General features: G+C 43.2%; 17 protein-coding genes. 9 read left to right on the forward strand and 8 right to left on the reverse strand.

What is annotated here, in order from left to right; genetic code table 11:
* Positions 1–33 precede the first annotated feature (33 nt).
* Positions 34–2970 (forward strand): PD-(D/E)XK nuclease family protein, encoded by a 2937-nt coding sequence (locus M8998_RS15500; protein ID WP_249994479.1) that lies wholly within the window; start codon positions 34–36, stop codon positions 2968–2970.
* 22 nt (positions 2971–2992) lie between these two features.
* On the opposite strand, the gene M8998_RS15505 is transcribed toward M8998_RS15500, so the two are convergent.
* Positions 2993–3595, reverse strand: coding sequence for an NAD(P)H-dependent oxidoreductase (locus M8998_RS15505; protein ID WP_249994480.1), 603 nt, complete (start codon positions 3593–3595; stop codon positions 2993–2995).
* Positions 3596–3687: 92 nt separating this feature from the next.
* On the opposite strand from M8998_RS15505, the gene M8998_RS15510 reads away from it, so the two are divergent.
* Complete coding sequence (locus tag M8998_RS15510) at positions 3688–4587, forward strand: LysR family transcriptional regulator (protein WP_249994481.1); 900 nt, start codon at positions 3688–3690, stop codon at positions 4585–4587.
* 60 nt (positions 4588–4647) lie between these two features.
* Here M8998_RS15510 and M8998_RS15515 read toward each other — a convergent pair whose 3' ends face one another.
* From M8998_RS15515 to M8998_RS15525, 3 genes are all read right to left on the reverse strand, one after another.
* Positions 4648–5520 (reverse strand): cupin-like domain-containing protein, encoded by an 873-nt coding sequence (locus M8998_RS15515; protein WP_249994482.1) that lies wholly within the window; start codon positions 5518–5520, stop codon positions 4648–4650.
* A 207-nt stretch (positions 5521–5727) separates the two neighbouring features.
* Positions 5728–6495 carry a uroporphyrinogen-III synthase gene (locus tag M8998_RS15520; protein WP_249994483.1) on the reverse strand — a complete coding sequence of 256 codons (768 nt, stop codon included), beginning with the start codon at positions 6493–6495 and terminating at the stop codon, positions 5728–5730.
* Positions 6496–6509: 14 nt separating this feature from the next.
* Entirely contained in the window at positions 6510–7475 is a 966-nt protein-coding gene (locus M8998_RS15525; RefSeq protein ID WP_249994484.1) for a DUF4271 domain-containing protein, read from the reverse strand.
* 101 nt (positions 7476–7576) lie between these two features.
* Between M8998_RS15525 and M8998_RS15530 the strand changes: the two genes are divergently transcribed.
* Positions 7577–8143 carry a DNA-3-methyladenine glycosylase I gene (locus M8998_RS15530; protein WP_249994486.1) on the forward strand — a complete coding sequence of 189 codons (567 nt, stop codon included), beginning with the start codon at positions 7577–7579 and terminating at the stop codon, positions 8141–8143.
* 16 nt (positions 8144–8159) lie between these two features.
* Here M8998_RS15530 and hpt read toward each other — a convergent pair whose 3' ends face one another.
* Both hpt and M8998_RS15540 read right to left on the reverse strand, forming a co-directional pair.
* Positions 8160–8720 (reverse strand): hypoxanthine phosphoribosyltransferase, encoded by a 561-nt coding sequence (hpt, locus tag M8998_RS15535; RefSeq protein ID WP_249994488.1) that lies wholly within the window; start codon positions 8718–8720, stop codon positions 8160–8162.
* Between the two features lie 11 nt (positions 8721–8731).
* The gene (locus M8998_RS15540) at positions 8732–10798 is read right to left on the reverse strand and encodes a transglycosylase domain-containing protein (RefSeq protein WP_249994490.1); all 2067 of its coding nucleotides are present in this window, start codon (positions 10796–10798) and stop codon (positions 8732–8734) included.
* Between the two features lie 127 nt (positions 10799–10925).
* Here M8998_RS15540 and M8998_RS15545 point away from each other — a divergent pair, with 127 nt between their 5' ends.
* Positions 10926–11984 carry an Mrp/NBP35 family ATP-binding protein gene (locus M8998_RS15545; protein ID WP_249994492.1) on the forward strand — a complete coding sequence of 353 codons (1059 nt, stop codon included), beginning with the start codon at positions 10926–10928 and terminating at the stop codon, positions 11982–11984.
* Between the two features lie 41 nt (positions 11985–12025).
* A complete protein-coding gene (locus M8998_RS15550; protein WP_249994494.1) occupies positions 12026–13801 on the forward strand; it encodes an aminopeptidase P family protein in 1776 nt (591 codons plus the stop codon).
* Positions 13802–13860: 59 nt separating this feature from the next.
* Here the strand turns inward: M8998_RS15550 and M8998_RS15555 are convergent, their stop codons facing one another.
* A complete protein-coding gene (locus M8998_RS15555; RefSeq protein WP_249994496.1) occupies positions 13861–14991 on the reverse strand; it encodes a hypothetical protein in 1131 nt (376 codons plus the stop codon).
* Positions 14992–15132: 141 nt separating this feature from the next.
* Here M8998_RS15555 and dacB point away from each other — a divergent pair, with 141 nt between their 5' ends.
* The 4 genes from dacB (at position 15133) to msrC (ending at position 20024) form a co-directional block, all read left to right on the forward strand.
* Positions 15133–16545 (forward strand): D-alanyl-D-alanine carboxypeptidase/D-alanyl-D-alanine endopeptidase, encoded by a 1413-nt coding sequence (gene dacB / locus M8998_RS15560; protein WP_249994498.1) that lies wholly within the window; start codon positions 15133–15135, stop codon positions 16543–16545.
* Positions 16546–16616: 71 nt separating this feature from the next.
* Positions 16617–18893, forward strand: a complete 2277-nt coding sequence (locus M8998_RS15565) for an NADP-dependent malic enzyme (protein ID WP_249994500.1) — start codon at positions 16617–16619, stop codon at positions 18891–18893.
* 19 nt (positions 18894–18912) lie between these two features.
* Positions 18913–19497, forward strand: coding sequence for a Holliday junction branch migration protein RuvA (gene ruvA / locus M8998_RS15570; protein WP_249994502.1), 585 nt, complete (start codon positions 18913–18915; stop codon positions 19495–19497).
* Between the two features lie 41 nt (positions 19498–19538).
* Complete coding sequence (gene msrC / locus M8998_RS15575) at positions 19539–20024, forward strand: free L-methionine (R)-S-oxide reductase MsrC (protein WP_249994504.1); 486 nt, start codon at positions 19539–19541, stop codon at positions 20022–20024.
* Here msrC and M8998_RS15580 read toward each other — a convergent pair.
* A complete protein-coding gene (locus M8998_RS15580; protein WP_249994505.1) occupies positions 20021–20920 on the reverse strand; it encodes a WD40 repeat domain-containing protein in 900 nt (299 codons plus the stop codon). The genes msrC and M8998_RS15580 overlap by 4 nt on opposite strands.
* Positions 20921–21152: the final 232 nt, after the last annotated feature.

The following is a 21152-nucleotide window of genomic DNA, read 5'->3' on the forward strand; positions in this document are numbered from 1 at the left end:
ATGCGAAGCGAAACATTAACAACAGCCAACCCCATGAAGCCATTCTTACAGTTAGTAGCAGAAGATATCCAGCAGCGATTTGGACAAGATCTATCCGAAATTGCCATTGTATTTAATAACAAACGGCCCATTACTTACCTTAAAAAATACCTGTCAGAGGTATATGGGCAGGCGATCTGGTCACCACAATTTTTCACGATTCAAGACTTTTTCAAACAGGCCACAGACAAGACGGATGCTTCGGCCTTGCGGCAGTTCTTTTACTTGTACGAGCTTCATAATGAATTGCTGCAGCAAGAAGGAAGTGACCCAGAGAGCCCGGAAGAATTTTACCCGATTGCAGAGCTTATTCTAAGTGATTTCAGTCAATTGGATTATGAGTTGGTCGCAGTAGATCAAATTTACACAGAATTGTACGACACAGGAAAGATTGACCTGGAGTTTCAGCATCTTACATCCGAGCAGCAGGGATATATCCGTCAGTTTTGGCAATCCTTCTCCATGGCTGGCCATACAGGTGTGCAGCAACGTTTCTTACAGCTGTGGAAAAGACTTCCGCTATTGTACAATCGCTTTAAAGAGCGATTAACACAGGAGAAGCAGACGAACTACCCGACGCTTTATCGGGAGCTAGCGGAAGGACGAACCACCAAGCAACACTTCATCCAACCCTACAAAAAGATTATTTTTGTAGGGTTTAATGCGCTGAATCGTGCGGAAACCACCCTATTCAAACGATGGCAGGAGGAAGACAAGGCCTTATTCTATTTTGATACCGACGCGTATTATGTGGATGACACCATGCAAGAGGCTGGGCTTTTTATCCGACGTAATATCGGCAACAGCGGTCTAATCAATTCGCTGGGAGAAGCACCACATATCATTGGCCAGCGCAAAGATGATATACACCTGTACGCTGCATTAGGGAGAGTAAGCCAGGCAAAACTCCTTTACCAACTTCTAGAGAAACACGAAAAGGAAGGCCAATCGTCTGCCATTCTACTGGCCGACGAAAGCTTACTGGTGCCTCTCTTACAAAGCTTACCTGCTATTCGGGTAAACATCACAACAGGCTTCCCATTATTGCAATCGCCCTTATTCGGTTTGCTCGATCTTTGGTTGACCGTACAGGAAGAAGTGAGCTGGCGCAAAAAAGACAAGCTACCTTACCCGCTTATTGAAAGCTTCCTCAGCCATCCGCTCATAAAGATTGCGGCTGAGCAAAAGAATAGCATTCAAAAGGAAGTGCTAGACAAGCAACTTTTTGAGGTGGGGTTAGAGGTATTGAAGATCAACAGCTCGGTGGTTCCAGATTTCTTTCAGCCAGTTGGCGGCTCCATCGCTTTAATCCCTAACATGATGGCTATTTTGGAAAAATTGCAGGGCGCCACCAGTGGCGAAGGCATCGCCTTGCAGATCGACTATACCCTACTCTACGAGACGCGGCGCGTACTGCAACAACTTTTGTTAGGCATGGATCAAATCGGCCCATTGACTATTCCTTTTCAGATCGGCCTGATCCGCAAAGCGCTCATGCCAATATCAGCAGCTATAGAAGGTGATCCATTGCAGGGTGTACAAATCATGGGATTGTTGGAAAGCCGAAGTCTCCACTTTGATCACATCTATATTTTAGGTGCCAATGAAGGTATTTTGCCAAAAACAACCAACTCACCTACCTTCTTACCGGATAATCTGCGCCGCGCTTACGGGTTGCCCGTACTAGCCAATCAAGATGCACTATCGGCCTATATCTTCTATCGTCACTTTCAGTACAGCAAATCCATTCATCTGTTTTACAACAGTATAGTAGATGAAAACAGCTCTGGCGAGGAAAGTCGATTTATTAAACAATTAGCTTTTGAAAGCCAGTTTAACATCATCCATCATACCCAGCAGCAACCCATTTCTTTCCCTGCGAAAGAGCCAGAACTCGTGATACAAAAGACCGGAGAGGTCTGGGATGCCCTGTATAATAGTTACCTAAAAGATCACAGCAGCCATATCTCAGCTACCGCATTAACGACCTATCTACAGTCGCCGTTGCAGTTTTTCTTAAAACACATCGCTGGCATCAAGGAGCCGCCTTCCGTATCACAAGAGTTTGAAATCAACAACCTGGGTTCTATCATTCACGAAGTGATGGAACGGATATTTAAACCGTATCAGGGGGGCACTGATTTTACGCCTACCCAACGTTTAGAAGAAAGCATCCCACACATCGAGATTATGGTGGTAGAAGAGATCGGCCATCAATACCACAGCCCTTATCAAACCGCCGCTGACCTCAATAGCCTGCAACGCATCATGTTGCAAATTGCTTCGGCTTATATCCGTATGTATTTGGAATATGATATAGCGCAGTATACCATGTTCCGCATTATCGAGTTGGAAAACAGTGAAGACTATTTCCTCCACTTCCCCATCACCGTACAAGGTAAGGTCGAACATGTCAAAATTTATGGGATAATCGACCGGATAGACGAGGTGGTAACACCGGATGGTGAAGTAAAAACCCGCATTGTGGATTACAAGACCGGCGCGGATAAGGTGACTTTCAAAAAAAGCAAGAACAAATCTGATGAGGAAACTGCCACAGCGGTATTTGCACTTACGGACGGCACCAATGACATCCATAAAGCGCTGATACAAACATTTTTTTACACGTATGTATTCGAGGAAAAAACGGGACTTCACGATTTAGAACCGCATCTCTACGTGGCAAGGCGTATGCGCGAAGACGGCACTTTATTCTTTAGCAAGGAGGTGGGCGCGCTGGAAGGAGATTATCTGCGAGAGCAGAAAGCCGAGTTTGTTACTTTTCTGCGTAAGACATTAGAGGAAATCTTCGATCCAAGTATTCCATTCCGACACAAAGCGGATATGCATGTGTATCCGAGCGATCCTTACACCTTATTCTATCGAAGCACTACCCCAGATATAGATCTAGAAGAGCAGCAGATAGCGTAAATGCTGCTCTGGGTTGTGCGGACTAGGTCGAGAACGTTTGTTCTAAGAAACTCAGATATTGATCCTTGTAGGCACTAATCTGTTGATCCGTTACATTCTTTTCCAGATCATGAAAATGTATTCCTTGGATCCTCTCGAGCGACAGGAAAGCATTCATGCGATGAAAGCCAAAGAGTACACCATCATCGACACTGGTCTGTTGAAAAAACTCTCCGGGTAACGTGAAAGCTGTTTCCGGAGCATTCCATGAAGAAGTAGCTAGGTACTTTCTTCCATCTAACGCGCCTCCTTTCCCATAGTTGATGTCCGGATTAGACCGCTTGCGGCCATCACTATAGTACATTCCGGCACGGTGTCCTGCGGTAAAAACCTCATCTATATACTTTTTCATTTTATGGGGCATAGAAAACCACCATACCGGAAAATGATAAATAATAATATCAGCCCAAACATATTTTCCCACCTCATCCTCTGCGTGATAACCCTGATCGATATGAGTTACCTGATGTTCGAAACCACGCTCTTTAGCAAAAAATTGCTGATCCAAATCGGTTAAAATCTTATTGAAGGCGCCACCTGAATGTGCAAATTGTTGTCCGCCATTAATCGAGAATATCTTTTTCATACTTTTTATTACTGTTCGGCTACAAAATTGCGCAACCAACATGTATAATAAAAATAAGTATATTCATACATTTGTATTATAAAAATAATACAATGGTCAATAATCTGGAATGGTTTCGTACTTTCAAAACGATTTACGAGACCGGTACGCTTTCGGCCGCGGCACAAGCGCTATTCATATCACAGCCGGGAGTGAGTCTCCATTTAAGCTCTTTAGAGTCTTTTACTGGGCAAAAATTATTTGAACGGTCAGCGAGAAGAATGATTCCCACCGAACAAGGAAAAATTCTGTACCACTTTATTCTGGAGCCGTTACAAAAGCTAGAAGTTGCGGAGCAGAATTTTCATAAAAGATCATCAGCAGCACGCCCGACTATTCGTGTAGGCATGTGTTTTGAAACTTTTCAATATACCTTAGAAGAGCATATTGCCCAACTTCCTTTCAATTTAATTATAAAATTTGGAGAGTATACTGCTATGCAGAAAGACTTAGACAATGGCTTGCTGGATCTTATTATTTCACCAAAGAAAGGAAATCAACAAAACCTTGATTACCGCAACTTCTCCAAAGAAAGGATTGTACTCGTAGCCGGAAAAGCTACCGACACATCCGTTTTAACGGATCTGTTGCACAATGGCCAGATTGAAGAGGCAGGCGCATTACTCAAACAACAGCTATGGTATAGTTCGGCAGGCGACATGGAACATCTCACACAATTTTGGCAACGTCATTTTAATGAACAACCGAATTTCATCCCCAACTATATTGTACCAAATATCAGTTCAATTATCCGTTGTCTTCAGAAAGGAAGCGGATTTTCCGTTGTGCCCGATTTCTTGTGTCAGGAGGCGTTCAATACTGGAGAAATTAAGCTAATCTGGGTGGGTGACCATCCTGTCGAAAACACCTTATATTTCGGAACGCGTAAAAAAACGATCTATGAAAAAGAAATTAGACAACTGGAAGAGATCTTTCAGAATAAATGGGGTTAGATATATCCCGGTATTGAGCAAAGTAATGATAAAAGGAGGACTTGAGCCCTCCTTTATGTATTAATTCTTTACGCGTTTGCGCACGGCGCGCTCGCCCCGACGTAGTGCGGTCTCTATTTTATAATTGTACCAGCGATCCTTGAAAAGCTTCCGCATGGTGTCATCAAAGTGCCGCGTGATAAATAGATTTCGCGCGCCTTTGATTTTTTCCGACAGTGAGCTGGGCAATGCGCGTACTGAGATCGAATAGCCTTCTGTCTCGTACTGTATATAATGCCACCATCCAGCAGGCATGTACAAGGTATCACCTGGATTAATCACCGCTTCGTAACCGTCTAGTAACTTCAATCCTGGATATTCTTCTGGATTTCCGGTTTTTAGGTTAACGATTCCATGAAAATTGTAAGGCAATTTGTACATCAGTTCAGACTGGTCATTTGGAAAAATCCAAATACGCTTAGCACCCTGAAACTGCGAAATGAACACGTGCGACATATCGATATCAAAATGATTACGTGTGGCAGATCCCTCACCTCCGAAGAACATATAGGGCAACCACTGCAATACTTTACCACCGGTTACGTCATTAAAAAGTACATCTTTCTTTAGTTCAGGTCTGATTTTCATCAAATTGAACAAGAACAGTCTGAGTTCGGTTGGTTCTTTGCGAATGAGGTCGAGGTACTCAGCAAACGTCATCTGCCCAATCGGCGGACTTGCGGCATGCTGTTGGCCTTCCTCTTCACGCCCGTAAACATTTATTTTTTCGTTACCTGCTATCTGTTTGAAATACTCATAATTCCACTTTGTCCAACATGGACTGTCTTTCCTTATAAAATCCTTGATCAGCACAGGCTGACCTTTGCTCAGATAATCCCTCACAAAATCTTTGGAGGATATTCCCGAGATGCTTTCGACTGGTTTTAGTTTCACAAGCTCACCTATTTTATATAAGTACAAACATAAAAAAATAATCACTACAAAAATCAACCCAAGCGCATTTGGAGTTGGCAAGTGATCAGAATCATTAAAAACTGCTACCTTGGCTAAACGATACTATGCAGGATCAAAAAAGGATGACAAATGTCATCCTTTTTTGATTACTGTGTGATCTTATATAGCTGCTAAACAGGCAGCGGCCTATTTGTTAACCGATTTAATGTACTGCTCTACCGCCATCGTCATGCTCGGTGCTTCTGGTGTGGGTGCGGGAATATCTAAGATTAATCCGTGATCCAACAGTGCTTGCTGCGTAGTGGCACCAAATGCCGCGATGCGTGTTTTATTTTGTACGAAATCCGAAAAATTCTCGAATAAAGATTGAACGCTAGAAGGACTGAAAAATACAATTACATCGTAAAAAACTTCCTTTAAATCATTTAAATCACTGATTACGGTCTTGAACAACACAACTGGTGTAGAGTCGTACCCATTATCCTGCAACCAGTTTTGCGTTTCTTCATTTGCCACATCAGAACAAGGAAAAAGAAACTTTTCGGAATTATGCTTTTTCAAGACATCTTCCAGATCCTTTGCGGTCTGCTTTCCGAAGAATATCTTACGCTTGCGGTATTGAATATACTTCTGAAGGTACAATGCAATGGCTTCTGTAATACAAAAGTATTTCATATCTGCCGAAACTTCGAAACGCATCTCTTCACATACCCGAAAGAAGTGATCGACTGCATTTTTACTGGTGAAGATCACCGCAGTATAATCTGTAAAATTGATCTTATCCTTCTTTACATCCTTGCCTGAAACCCCCTCTACGTGAATAAAGGCACGAAAATCCAGCTTTAAATTATATTTTTCCGCAAGCGCGAAATAAGGGGATTTATCATTTTCAGGTCTCGGCAAAGTCACGAGTATGCTTTTTACTTTCTTTGCTCTTTCTACATCAATCTGCATAAATATGAAATTATTTAGTTGCCCAAGGCTCTAATCAGCAATAGGATTGGAGCAATTTCCAAGGTGCAAAGATAAATAATTAAATAGGATATAGAAAAGCGAGTCTGGCCAAATACATTTAAAACTGTTCGTAACACCCTATATACAAACATAATAGATATAGATAATACGAATAGAATTAATATTATATTAAAATAAGCCGTCGGCGAAAGTATAATAAACAGCAAAAATGGTAAAAGAAATAATATGCTGTTAAAATATACCAAATAGATAACGGTGATATACTCTCGGATGAGCCGTTGCAAGCCAAAAACAAAGGAAATAAAGCGCACCAATAATATTTTCAGAATAAAGAGAACCGCAATCAATCCAGATGCTCTCATATAATTCCCAAAAGTTAAGAAATGGGCGTCTCGAAAACTAGACATATACACCACAATAAATAAACCTAATGCAAGACTAAAGATGGTGTATAGGAAAACATAAGGCCAGGATGTAGCCATACTATCCTCTTTGCTGATCTGCTGTAGCAAACGTTCTCGATAATAGGCATCAATTATAATATGAAACTCCGCTGGAAATATAAACCGTATCATGCCTACACACAAAAAGAGCAGCATGGCGGTTCCGAATACCCACAAAGGCCTTTGAGCCCTATCGATACCCACTGCTATCGAATCGTTAGACGATTTGGACAGGTATTCATCCCAAACCAATAGTTTGCCAGGCGCTGTATCTAAAATAGCGCGCAGACGATGGTCTAGAAAACCTTCTCGATAAGGATTATCATAAATAAGCGCGGTGTATTTCGTCGCAAAAACCTGCCGAATGGAATCCTGCAAGTATGCCCGATTCAAGCTATCTTGCAATCGCATGACAGAATCAGTAGCTACATCTTGGCTCTGTGCTTTACTCGAAGCAGTAGACAAAATCAGGAGCAATGTCACGAAGAAGGAAATCCAAAAAGTTTTTATTTGCATGCAGTCGTAAAAATAGAGAGTTAATTGGGAATTGGCAAAAGATAAATAGGAAGATCTACCGATACCATTTATTGAACGGAAACTCGTAATTTCACCAAACTATGCTAAAAGATAATTTGAAACGATGCGGATGGTGCGGCCAAGATGAATTGTATCGGGAATACCATGATAAGGAATGGGGGCGAGTAGTGACAGATGATCGGGTATTATTTGAATTTTTGGTACTGGAATCTGCACAAGCTGGCCTAAGCTGGATCACTATTTTGCGCAAACGTGAAAATTATCGCCGCCTTTTTGCTGACTTCGATGCAAAGGCCGTGGCTCAATTCACCTCTGAAGATGTAGAAACCATTTTGCTTGACGCTGGCATTATTCGCAATCGCTTAAAAGTGAAAAGCACGATTACCAACGCGCAAATTTTCTTACAGATTCAAGAGGAATTTGGAAGTTTCTATCATTACCTGTATTCCTTCATGCCAGACAATCAACCCATCATCAACAATTTTTATAGCCTAAGCGAAGTGCCGGCTGCGACGCCGATATCCGACGCAATCGCCAAAGATTTAAAAAAACGTGGCATTAAATTTTTCGGCACAACCATTTGTTACGCCTATATGCAGGCTGTAGGAATGGTTAAAGATCATATCACGGACTGCTCCTTCCGGTAGGATTTTACGCTACATCTCACACATGTTCCTCTTCATCACGCGGAACATGCTTGTAAATATGCATCAGATTTCGGCACATGCCATTGTAATCTAGGCCATAGCCCACCACAAATTCCTTTTCAATCTCGAAGCCGGTATACAGGATATTGTCGAACTCGTGCTCCATGCTCTCCGGTTTGATTAGAAGAGTACATACTGCGATAGATTGCACTTCTAGCTTCTCCAGCGCTTTCATCGTATGCTTAAGACTGTTGCCCGTATCTATGATATCCTCCACAATAATAATGTGCCTTCCACGCAGATCCATCTCCAAACCCAACAACTCTTTGACATCCTGCTGCGCTGTGCCATGATAAGATGATAGCTTGACAAAAGACATCTCGCAGGGAATGGTAACCTGTTTCAACAGATCAGCCATAAACATAAAGCAACCATTCAGCACACCTATAAAAATGGGCAGCTTATCTTCGTACTTCATGTTGATATCTATACCAATAAGGCGAATACTCTTCTGTATCTGGTCATTGTCGATCAACAATTCAAAATCCAGATCGTCAATTGTAATTTCATTATTCATGAATGGCGGATTTAGTCCTCTATTTCTTCTTGTTCTTTTTTACCAAAAATACGTTCCAATAAACTTCGGCGCTGTTGCTCCTCCACATCAACCCCTTCAATGAGATCGTGTAGTTCGTCGGAAGAAGGTACAGAATCTACCACACCATATGGTCTAGGCGGACGTAGATTGGGCTGTAAGGTTACGCTATAAAAGCCATAGGCTTCTGGCACGGCGATGTCGTTTAGCTGGTTCAGCTTTGACAGGATATACCCATACGTATTAAAATGCCTACGTACCCAAGGTTTTAAGTGCCCGGTATAATCGAAAGAGGCCAAACCGGTTTTTGGCCGTGGAATGATACTCGAGAGAAACAAGCTTTCGCCAATGTCCAATGCATCTGGTGTTTTGCCGAAATAATACTTGGCCGCCTCCGTAATACCGTATACATTTTTGCCCCACTCAATGATGTTTAGATAGATTTCAAACAGCCGATCTTTACTCACGGCTTGCGAACGTTCCATTAACCACACCAGCAAAATCTCTTCAAACTTACGCGTCATGGTTTTATTGCGATCGAGGTACAAGTTCTTCACCAGCTGCATTGAGATCGTACTCGCGCCTCGTTTGAATGCCCGCTCTTTGATATTAGTAACGATAGACAATTTGAAGGCTTCTTCTTCAAAACCGTGATGTTTATAGAAAAAAGGATCTTCTGTATTGAGCACAGTTCGCTGCAAAATTGGTGCAATTTGTGTCAGGTGTCGAAAGTTGGGGTTAGCAGGAGCTACTAAAATATCTCTTAACTTAGTAGTATCTTCGTATACGCCGTGTACGAAGGGCTGGTTCAAGGCGGCTACATCTGCCTTTCCCCAATTTACAATCTGTAATTCCCGATCATCCATCCGAGATTGAAATACCAAGTCTTCGGGCTTATCGAAGTCTACTTTAAAATCCAATTGATAGGCGATATCACCTTTCACCTTCAACCCATCCAAGGTTTCAAACAGGCCGTGTGGAATGGCATCAAAGAAATCCTGCGCAGCGAACTTTCCGGTGTGCACAGCCAACTGTAGCAATTTATTCGGCGTATGGGTATACTTGAGCTGTGGCTTCAACACAAAGTCGCGTACCTGGATGGCTGAGTTCTCCAGCAACTCAACCGAATTTTCATCCAATAGAAAACCACCTTCTGCAGAGGCCGCTGGTATCACCATCGGTTTTTCAGATAGCCTTCGGTGTTGTAGTTGCAGCGAGTCCACTTCCCAATTCCCGGCCAGTTTAAGCTGGTCTTTACCATGACGCTTAATCTCCTTAAGATCAAAAGTTACGGCTTTAAACCTTACTGCCAAGCCTAGTCTACTACGTAAAAATGGAACTTCCATATCCGGGCGATCCGAAGTAACCGTCACACTGAAGGCCTCGTCACCGCCATCTATTCTTCCTTTAAGATTCCACTTATCATTGACTTCATTCAAGAACACATCGACATCGTAGCGACCATTACGCATTTTTCCTTCGGGAATACGAAGGCCTTGTATGCCCGAACTATCCTGATAAGTAACATACACTTCATTCAAATCCAAATTAGAAGGAATTTTATCAAATGCTTGCCGGATAAGCCGATCGACGGTTTGCGCTAAGCTTCTTGCTTTTGCGGTCGTATCGGCAGTTGGCGTGGCTTTCTTACTAAACAAGAAATCGTAGTTGGCACGATCACCATCCTTTACCATCGTGAGGGTAGCATGATCCATCCCTACCGCATCCAGCTTGATTCGTTTCCGCAGTAAAGGCCAAAATTCTACCGAAACCTGCAGTTGCTGCATTTCCATCAGCTGCGCACCCGAGTCCGGAATCAGGGAAACACGGTGTAGCTCCACGGTACTTATTCCGGCGAAGCCGTAATCTTCTACGCGTAGCGTAAGCCCATAATCCGCCTTCAATTGCGTCTGTACGCGCGCCATTGCACGGTCTAACAAACTTTGCCGAACGGAAAAATAATAAATAAAACCAACCGTCAATAACAGCAATAGCGTGGCCAAAGAAATGAAAAGCCATTTTTTTTGTTGAGGTGTGATATGAATCTTCGTAGCGAACATAAAGCGGCTATCCAAGGATAATCTGATGAGAATAATATGGGTTAAAAATAGACAAAAAACATTAAAAACATCCAAATGACAAGAGTATGCACCGCATTATTTAGCTTTGTATCTCCAACAAAAGATAATGATTACGCAAGAACAAATTCTACATGCGCTTGGTCACGTGGAAGAGCCTGATTTAAAAAAGGATCTCGTGACGCTGAACATGATCCAAAATATAGAGATCCTTCCCAACAAAATCCGCTTTGATGTCGTTTTGACCACGCCTGCTTGCCCGCTTAAAGGGCATATAGAGCATGCCTGCCGGAATGCCATTAGCTTATTTGTGTCGAAAGAGATCGCCGTGGATATCAATATGACATCCCGTGTAGTTGCAGCAGATAGTAACCAACTCAAAGGCATTAAAAACATTATTTTAGTTTCTTCCGGTAAAGGAGGCGTTGGTAAATCTACCGTGGCAGCCAACCTCGCTCTGGCACTTAGCCAGCAAGGTGCTCGTACCGGTCTGCTTGATGCCGATATCTACGGCCCTTCCTTGCCGATTATGTTTGGTTTGGAAGGTGCAAAACCACAATCCACCCAGACTTCCGGTGGACAAACTAAGATTTTGCCCATAGAAAAATTCGGTCTTAAATTATTGAGTATCGGTTTCTTTACTGATCCAAACCAGCCCATTCCATGGCGTGGCCCGATGGCTACTTCCGCTATCAAGCAACTTTTTAATGACGCAGACTGGGGCGAGATCGATTACCTGGTGGTGGATATGCCGCCCGGAACCGGCGACATTCACATTACCGTATCACAAACCTATCCCATATCTGGCGCCGTCATCGTAACCACACCGCAACAGGTAGCTTTGGCAGATGCCATCAAAGGGATGGCGATGTATCGTATGGAAGGCATCAACGTGCCGATCCTCGGGATTGTTGAAAATATGGCCTACTTCACCCCAGCGGAATTACCCGATAAGCAATATTATATTTTTGGTAAAGATGGCGGAAAGCGACTGGCTAGGGAAAACAACGTGCCTTTTTTGGGAGAAATCCCATTAGTAAAAGCGGTGGCCGACTCCGGCGATAATGGCTTCCCAATTTTGTTGGATGATCAGGAGACGGTAGCAGCAGCATATCAGCTTATCGCAGGGCGTGTAGCACAGGAATTATCTATTCTGGCAAATACCTAAGTAGATTTTTTAGCATACTAACAGAAATAATATACAAACATATGGAGCATATCAAAAAGCTGGCAGCTGTTCGCGAATCCATGGCGGAGCGTGGCATAGATGCCTATATCATACCTTCTGCCGATCCGCATATCAGTGAGTACTTGCCGGATCGTTTTAAAGCAATTGCCTGGACATCCGGATTTACCGGATCAGCGGGCACCTTGGTTATTACCCAAAATTTTGCCGGGTTATGGACAGATGCACGCTACTTTGTCCAAGGTCGCGAGCAATTAACGGACACCGGTTTTGAACTAGTCAAACTAAAAGTGCAGCATAAAGCCGAATATGTAGAATGGCTTGGTGAAAAGTTTGGCAAAGGCAATACGGTAGCCTTCGATGGCAATTTAACCTCTCTTCTTCTTGCAAAGACGGTCAAAGAAAAGCTGGAACCTCTCGGTATCGTGGTAAACGGTAGCGAAGACTTATTGGATGCAGCCTGGGAAGATAGACCATTGCTTCCAACCGACTCCGCGTACCTTATCCACCCGGATACCACCGGACAAGATGCGACCAGTAAGATTGCAGCTATTCGTCTTAAGATGGAAAAACTCCATACGCAAGCGCATATCATCTCATCGTTAGACGACTTAGCATGGACATTAAACATTCGTGGAAACGATGTACCCTGCAATCCTGTGGTATTAGGCTTCCTAATCATTGAACTACAACGCGCAACGTTATTTATTGATCGTACAAAACTTTCTGCGGAAGATCAGGCGGAGCTGAATAGAGCGGGCGTAGATATACAGCCCTACGACAGCGTGCATGCCTATATTCAGCAGCTTGCGGTGGAGCAGCTATTGATCGATCCTAAGCGCACTTGTTATGCAGTTTACGAAAGTATTCCTGCACATGTTACCGTGTTGGAAGATACGAACCCATCTACGTTTCTGAAGGCGGTAAAAAATCCGACGGAGGTAAGCTTTACACGCGAAACGATGTTGAAGGACGGTGTGGCACTCACACGTTTCTTCAAGTGGCTCGAAGAAAATGTAGGTCATGAATCTTTAACAGAAATCAGCATTGCTGATCAGCTGCAGGCTTTCCGCGCAGCACAGGATGGTTTTGTCGATATTTCGTTCGATACCATTGCCGGATATTTGGAGCATGGCGCTTTACCGCATTACAAAGCAACTCCTAAAAGTGATGCAACCTTGAAGGCATCGGGATTGTTGTTGGTAGATTCGGGTGGTCAATATACTTCTGGAACCACAGATATTACACGCGTGGTTTCTTTGGGAAATATCACCCAAGTCGAACAAGAAGATTATACTATAGTACTAAAAGGGTTAATCGAAGGGTCGATGGCGATCTTCCCACAAGGCACTCGCGGCTATCAGGTAGATGCGATTACACGTCGACCAATTTGGGAGACCCTTCGCAATTACGGACATGGTACTGGACATGGTGTGGGTTTTTTCCTGAACGTGCACGAAGGGCCACATGTCTTGAACCCCTCCAATGTTGATGTCGCCATCGAAGAAGGCATGATTTCTTCCATAGAGCCAGGACTGTACCGCGAAGGATCCTACGGTATTCGTATCGAAAACTTGGTATTGAGCCGTGCACTATCTCATAATGAATTCGGTGATTTCATGGACTTCGAGACATTGACTATTTGCTATATCGCCACAGATTTGGTTAATAAATCATTGCTGGATACAAAGCATATCGAATGGCTAAACGAATATAATAACTGGGCTTATAATCAACTAGCGCCTTTGCTCACCGCAGAAGAAGGTGACTGGTTGAAAGAAAAGACTCAGGCAATTTAATAAAACTGGCCGTGAGACATATCTCACGGCCATTTGTTCTTTTCTTCGCTCCGATTGTATTATTCGGCCTCTTTTGGCTTAACCTCAAAAAATTGTTCTTTAGGTTTGTGGTACACACCGGACAGTGTAGTTACATATACCTTGTCATCGAATTCATTTAAAGAAGTGATGAGATTACCGGTAAGCCCTTCATTTACCAACTCTTCCACCTCATATCCTGAATCATGGAAATTAAATTTCCAAATTTGACCATACCGATAACCAACTAGTTGATCTCCGACTTGACTAAAGCTTACGTCACTTAAAAATCTTTCAACATCGTAGGAACTCATCCAGCTATTGCCTTTATCCGCAGATTGATAGAAATTACCGTCTCGTCCAAAACCGTACAACATACTATTGTGTTCAAATGTACGAACCAATGCCCTATCCAGCACCTGACGGTAGTTGCCATCGGAGTCTACTAAGAGCGTTCTTGTATGGGAGGATATTAAAAAATGATCCTCTATCGCCATGATCATATCCAAACCATAGTGTTCACGATCGTCCAAAGCGATTACTTTGGTAGCCGGTATGTTCAGCCAGGTGGGTATTCCCTCTTGGCCACCTCCTGGATCAACGTCAACCAGGAGCAATCGCATGAAAGGGTAATTATCTGCACCATTAGCTCTGTATGCCATAAGCGTCTGATTCCGATTATTTATGGCCATAGATTCTCCGAAATGACTATGGATGTATACCATTTCATTGAATTCGGGATCGATATCGCGTACGTCTAACCGTTTACTTAGTCCAGTGCTTACAGGAAGGTCGGAATTCACAAATAGAACTGTGCTATGTTGCATAGAAGCGCCCACGAAAAACTGCTCGCTAATTGGCAACTTTACATTGATAGAAGGCTGAAAATAAATCGCATATCTTTTTATATCAGCAGTTTCTTGAGAGACATCTTGTTCAGATGGATATAAATTAGTGTAACCGTAAGGTCCTATCATAGCCAATCGATTACCAATTTTAGTAGCATATAATTGTGTTTTATGATGATATTCGAAACGCTCGTCGCTTGTCCAAGAATTTGAATTGGCTATTTCATTTTCTAGCTCAAGTGGTGTATCCTTTGAACAAGACGAAATAAGGAAAAGCAATGTCGCAACCGACATAAGTTTTAGTGAAAACAGGATATACTTCATGATTAAAGAAAAAGTTAGATAGTTAGAATTCCGAATTTAAACAATTTTTACCTGTAAATGGAAATTTATAAATGAAAAATCGTCAGTTTGATAGCTAGACCATATATCAACATTATCGGATTAGATCACGATATTTGTACTATGGTATTTTTTAGATTCTTATTATCTTTTTTGTTTACCTGTTTGCTTGCCAATAGCTATGCGCAAAGCCTAAGCAGTAAATTACCAGTGGCGTTCACTCAGTTTAGAAACGAAGGCGGACTTGCCTCCGATAACGTATCCCTGGTAGTGATGGATACTAAAAAAGGGGATATCCTATTTGAACATCGAGCCAATACTGGGATGGCTACCGCCTCTACACTAAAAGTAATCACCAGTATTACCGCATTGGATGTACTTGGGCCAGAATACAGTTACACGACCACAGTTTCTTATGCCGGCACTGTAGACAAATCGGGCGTCTTAAAAGGAGACCTCATCATTAAAGGTACTGGCGACCCAACGCTTGGCAGTGATCGCTATGCGAACACCAAAGCACAAAACATTCTGGACCATTGGACATTTGCTATTAAGCAGCTCGGCATTACACGCATTGACGGACGAGTTATTGGCGACGATCGTATATTCGGAGGAAATCAAGTGCCTGCTGGATGGCCAGCTGCGGATATAGGCAACTATTATGGAGCAGGCATATCGGGCTTGAACTGGAAGGAGAACAAGACAGGCATTACCTTCTCGCCCGCAGCCATTGGCAGATCTGCTATCATAAAAAGCATTTCAGACGACCTGAGTTATCTGACGATCCGCAATGAAGTGACCACCGGAAATGCAGGAACAGGCGACAAAGTTTTTGGTTTTTCCAGCCCCTATGCTAGTACTATTCTTTTAAAAGGGACTTATGGCAAGGACCTTAGAAAAACGATAGAAATCTCGATTCCTGACCCAGCGTATCAGCTTGCTCGCGACTTGAAATCAAATCTGGAAAAAGAAGGCATTACGATAAATGGTGTGGCTGCGTCCGCTTACAAATTACCGGATTACGCGGATCACATCGGAAAAACAATTGCGGTACATCAATCTCCAAAATTAGCAGAGATCATCTATTGGTTCAATCAGAAAAGCATCAATTTATATGGAGAAGCGCTTTTAAAAACAATCGGCAAGGAAAAAAGTCATCTAAAAACCACCACTGAGAGCGCTGAATATGTGATTGCTTATTGGAAAAGTAAATTGAACATTCCCAAAAAAGATCTCGGAATGTTGGACGGTAGCGGCTTATCGCCCGCTAATCGCATTACCGCTAGCGCCATGAGCAGCATCATGCTATACGCTCGCGATAGAAATTGGTATACCGATTTTCACAATAGCTTGCCCAGCATCAACCACATGAAGATGAAGAGTGGTACAATCGGTGGTGTACTCGGCTATACCGGGTTTCAGACGAGCGCCGGCGGAGAGGAGCTCACCTTTACTTTATTTGTAAACAACTACAAGGGAAGTTCGGCCAATATGCGTCAGCGGATGTTCAAATTACTGAACGTCTTAAAACAATAGTTCCCCAAGTCATGGAATAATAATAGATTTGTAGCCACAAACATAAACTTACACATCAAAAATAGAATTCAATGAGCAGTGCAAATAGAAAGAAGGACGCTTTACGTTACCACTCATCCGGTCGTCCGGGCAAGATCGCGGTTGTTCCAACTAAACCTCATAGTTCACAACGAGATTTATCACTAGCCTATTCACCAGGAGTTGCAGAGCCATGCTTGGCCATTGCAGAAAATAGCGAAGACGCGTATAAATACACCGCAAAAGGCAACTTGGTGGCTGTTATTTCTAATGGTACTGCTGTATTAGGGTTAGGCGATATTGGTGCACAAGCGGGTAAACCGGTCATGGAAGGAAAAGGCTTATTATTTAAGATCTTTGCCGACATCGACGTGTTTGACTTGGAATTGGACACGAAGAATGTAGATGAGTTTGTTCGAATTGTTAAAGCTTTGGAGCCGACTTTCGGAGGCATTAATTTAGAGGATATTAAAGCTCCCGAATGTTTCGAGATTGAACGTAGGTTGAAAGCAGAGATGAACATTCCGGTCATGCACGATGATCAGCATGGTACGGCCATCATTTCTGGTGCAGCCTTGATCAACTCCTGCGAATTGCAACAGAAAGATATTAGCCAGGTAAAAATCGTCGTAAATGGAGCGGGCGCAGCAGCAATCTCTTGTACCGCGATGTACATCGCGGTAGGTGCTAAAAAGGAAAACATCGTGATGCTGGATAGCAAAGGTGTAATCCGTCGTGATCGCGAAAACCTGGATGCAACTAAAGCCGAATGGGCCACAGACCGTGACTTATATACGCTGGCAGATGCAGTAAAAGATAGTGATGTATTTATTGGACTTTCTGCTGCGGATGTATTAACGCCAGCTATGCTGGAATCCATGGCTGCCAAACCTATTGTATTAGCCATGGCTAACCCGAACCCGGAGATTGCCTATGATCTGGCTTGCCAGACGCGCAATGATATGATTATGGGTACTGGCCGTTCTGATTTTCCAAATCAGGTGAACAATGTATTGGGCTTCCCGTATATCTTCCGCGGTGCGTTGGATGTGCGCGCGACAGCGATCAATGAAGAAATGAAGATTGCCGCGGTACATGCGATTGCTCGATTGGCAAAAGAACCGGTTCCGGAAGAAGTAAACCAAGCATACAACACCAATAATCTGCGCTTTAGCGAGGAATACGTAATCCCCAAGCCAACCGACCCCCGCCTGATTACAGAGGTATCTGTAGCGGTAGCCAAAGCAGCTATTGAATCTGGCGTTGCGCGGAAATCTATTGAAAACTGGGACGAATATACCACAGAATTGCGCAAGCGTCTGGGTAAAGATGATGGCATCATGCGGACACTTTCTGCGCGTGCACAAAACAACCCAAAACGCGTGGTTTTTGCAGAAGCAGACAACTACAAGACATTGCGTGCTGCACAGATCGTACAAGAAGAAGGAATCGCAATTCCTATCCTATTGGGCGACGAGGAACGTATTCAACATATTATCCAAGAATATGCTTTCGAATTGGAAGGCACGCAGATCATTGATCCTAGCAAACAAACTAAAACAGATACGTTTAAGCAATTTGTGGATCACCTATACACGAAACGCCAGCGCCGCGGAATCAGCCGTTTAGAAGCGGAGAAATTGATGCGTGGTAACCGCAACTATTATGCTGCTTCGATGGTAGAGTTTGGTCTCGCAGATACGTTTATCTCTGGTCTCACACGCACATATCCTACTACTATCCGACCTGCGTTACAGGTTATTGGAGCGAAACCAGGTAGTCGTGTAGCGGGGATGTACATGATGTTGACGAAAAAAGGGCCTATCTTTTTGGCCGATACCACGGTCAATGAAGATCCGTGTGCAGAAGATTTAGCAGAGATTACCATCTTGGTGAACAATGCGGTAAAAGAACGCTTCAATATTACACCACGTATCGCGATGCTATCTTATTCCAACTTTGGATCGACCGAAGGCCGCGTAGCAAACAAGGTACGCGAAGCAGTAAAAATATTGCATGACAGAGCGCCTGAAATCATTGTGGATGGTGATTTGCAAGCAAACTTCGCCTTGAATAAAGATATGCTAAATGCGAACTTTCCATTCAGCAAGTTAAATGGTGAAGCAGCAAACACCTTGATATTCCCGAATCTCGAGTCTGGTAATATTGCGTACAAATTATTGCAAGAAGTGGGTGATGCAGAAGCCGTGGGCCCCATCTTATTGGGTATGAACAAGCCGGTGCATGTATTGCAATTAGATAGCTCGGTTCGCGAGATTGTCAACATGGTAAAGATTGCTGTTGTAGACGCTCAGTCCAGAGAAAACTAAGTAAACCTAACAAAAAAATATGTACGAGTACCTCGACGGACAACTGGTATTTAAATCCCCTACCCACGTCATCATTGACGTGGGTGGCGTGGGTTACCACGTTCACATCTCTTTGACCACGTTTACCCAGGTAAAAGAGGTCGAACGCTGTAAGCTATTTATTTCATTTCAGGTACGGGAAGATTCGCAAACTATGTATGGCTTTGCAACAGAAAGTGAGCGTCACCTATTCAACCATTTGATCTCTGTCTCTGGGATTGGGCCAAATACGGGTCGCATGATGCTTTCGTCCATCACTCCAGAGGAGATACAGCAAGCTATCGTACAAGGACAAGTAGCCGTGATCCAACGGATCAAAGGCATTGGCCCTAAAACCGCGCAACGCGTTATTCTTGAATTACAGGATAAGCTCAAAAAAGAAGGACCAAATGCGCTATTGCTGGATCATATCCCAAGCCAGTCAGCACACGAAGAGGCTACCTCTGCTTTGGTTATGTTGGGATTCCCAAAACAGCAAGTGGAAAAAGTCATGCAACAAGTCTTGTTGGGTTCCGAAGATCATTCGGTAGAAAGCTTGATCAAGGCGGCCTTGAAAAAACTGTAATCCAACCACTTCTTTTATAATCATTAACGAAGCATGCTGATATGGCAGAAGATTTAATACGAGCAAAAGGCACTAAAGAAGAGCAGTACCAAGCGTTGATTCCACAGATCAAAGCACTGATCGAATATGAACAGGATTTTATTGCCAATATGGCGAATCTGGCAGCCGCTTTAAAAGAGCAGTTTGACTTTTTCTGGGTAGGTTTTTACTTGGTAAAGAACGAAGAATTGGTATTAGCTCCATTTCAAGGACCGGTAGCCTGCACACGAATTGCATATAATCGGGGTGTTTGTGGCACATCCTGGGCACGTCAGGAAACGTTAATTGTTCCCGATGTGGAAGCCTTTCCAGGGCATATCGCTTGCAGCTCGCTTTCCCGTTCCGAGATCGTCCTTCCTATGATGTACGAAGGTAGGTGTGTTGGCGTTTTGGATGTAGACAGCGCAGAGCTAGATAGCTTTGATGCCATCGATGCACAGTATTTACAGGAAATGATAGATATTTTAATGGCAGCGTCAAAGCTTTAATCTGCCGACACGTCCCACACCTTAATAGTCTTATCGTCACCAGCAGTATACACCCTCTGCTCATGCCAAAGGATGGTGTTTATGGATAGCTTATGGCTATCATAGCCTCGATCTACACTAATATTCTTCAGTAAGGTCAAGGTTTTAGGATCCCAAATTTTCCATGTTTTATCGCGACTCGCTGTCGCAATCTGCGATTGATCGGCATTACTCACAATGCCATATACCGTAAACATATGTGGCGTTATTTCGTGCTGCACGGCAAAATCGGGTGTAGCTATTTGATACAGCTTAGCATCTCTGCCACCAGAAAGAAGTTGTTTGCCTACTAAACATAAACTCGTGACGGGCATCGTATGTACTAAAGCCTGCTGCATAGGTTCGTAATCCGCCAAACTATATTGATAAATGGCACCCGCTTTATCGCCAAAATATACAGTAGAAGCCACGCTGTCTAGCGCGATGGTACGCACCGTATCTTTAGACACGCGAAAGCGATACAAAAGCTTAAAATGAATGGTATCGTATACGTAGGCAACTCCTTCCTCACCGATCGCAATAAGCTCTGATTTCTCCGGTATAGCTTGCAAGGCAAATACAGCACCAGATTCGGTTTTCATCTTAGCCACCAATTTTTGCTGCACATAATCAACGATCATGACCTCACCAGATCGCAGGCCAATAGCCAGCAAATCGGTGTTAGGGATGTGGTGAAGCGCATAGACGGAATGTGTTACCGCACAAAGAATCCGCCTGAACTGCATGGTATGCAAGTCCCACTCTACCACACCCTTGTCATTACCTCCAGAAAACAAGGTGTTACTAGCACCTATGGCTAAGGTAAAAATAGGATTTTGGTGACCACTTAGCGTATGAAGTAAAGAGACATCTGGCATAGACACAAAGATACGAGTTCGATTGCCAGAAAAACAATTTCAGGCCATTAGGTGTACTATTCTTGACCGTACTACGATAATACGTGTCCTTTAAAGTATTCCCGTTATGAAAAAAGTTTCGTTGGTTATTATTATTGGTTTTAGTGTACTCGCTGTAGTCGCTTTATACTTCTTTCTAACTGAACAAATAGGTATTAAAGCTTTCTTATTTAATATGCTAATATGTGCTATT

The organism is Sphingobacterium sp. lm-10 (genome assembly GCF_023554555.1).
Classification (GTDB): Bacteria; Bacteroidota; Bacteroidia; order Sphingobacteriales; family Sphingobacteriaceae; genus Sphingobacterium.